A 794-nucleotide genomic window follows, 5' to 3' on the forward strand; every position below is an offset into this window, starting at 1 on the left:
GGGTGACGGGGGCCTACAACAAAAGACCGAGCGAGGGGCGTCTCAGCAGACGGAGCCGGGGGGCGACTGAAATATGACAAACCGGGGCATTGGACCATCTCACAAGGGCGTCCAGGATGCGCTGCATCCAAGGAAGGCGACCCTTACCGACGTAGGGTGGACTTTGGAGCGACCGGTTCTCCGGGCGCGCCCGAGCAGCCCGTCCCAGGGAGGTCCAGTTCAGTGACCAGCCAGGTCAGTACGTCAGCCGAGCAGGCAGACGGGGCCGAAGAGGCCGTCGTCGGCGAGCAGCGCAAACCCGTGGGCCGGAAAGAGGTCAAGCGTCTCGATCGGGTGGTCATTCGTTTTGCGGGTGATTCGGGTGACGGTATGCAGCTTACGGGTGACCGGTTCACGTCGGAGACTGCCTCGTTCGGTAATGATCTGTCGACTTTGCCGAACTTTCCCGCGGAGATCCGTGCGCCTGCCGGGACGCTGCCGGGGGTGTCGAGTTTCCAGCTGCACTTCGCCGACCACGACATCCTCACCCCCGGCGACGCCCCCAACGTCCTGGTCGCCATGAACCCCGCCGCCCTCAAAGCGAACCTGGCGGACGTACCGCGCGGCGCGGACATCATCGTCAACACCGATGAGTTCACCAAACGCCCCATGGCCAAGGTCGGCTACCACACCTCTCCCTTGGAGGACGGGTCGCTGGACGCCTACCAGGTCCATCCCGTGCCCCTGACCACGCTGACGGTGGAAGCCCTCAAAGACTTCGGCCTGCCCCGCAAGGAGGCCGAGCGGTCGAAGAA

General features: G+C 64.9%; 1 protein-coding gene. It reads left to right on the plus strand.

The window, feature by feature from the left end; translation table 11 throughout:
- Nucleotides 1–222: 222 nt before the first annotated feature.
- Nucleotides 223–794: 2-oxoacid:acceptor oxidoreductase family protein (locus ACJA3G_RS37940; RefSeq protein WP_406557536.1), on the plus strand; the 572-nt coding region annotated here is incomplete at its 3' end.

Origin of the sequence: Streptomyces sp. YS-3 (genome assembly GCF_045257485.1) — a bacterium.
Taxonomy (GTDB): Bacteria; Actinomycetota; Actinomycetes; order Streptomycetales; family Streptomycetaceae; genus Streptomyces.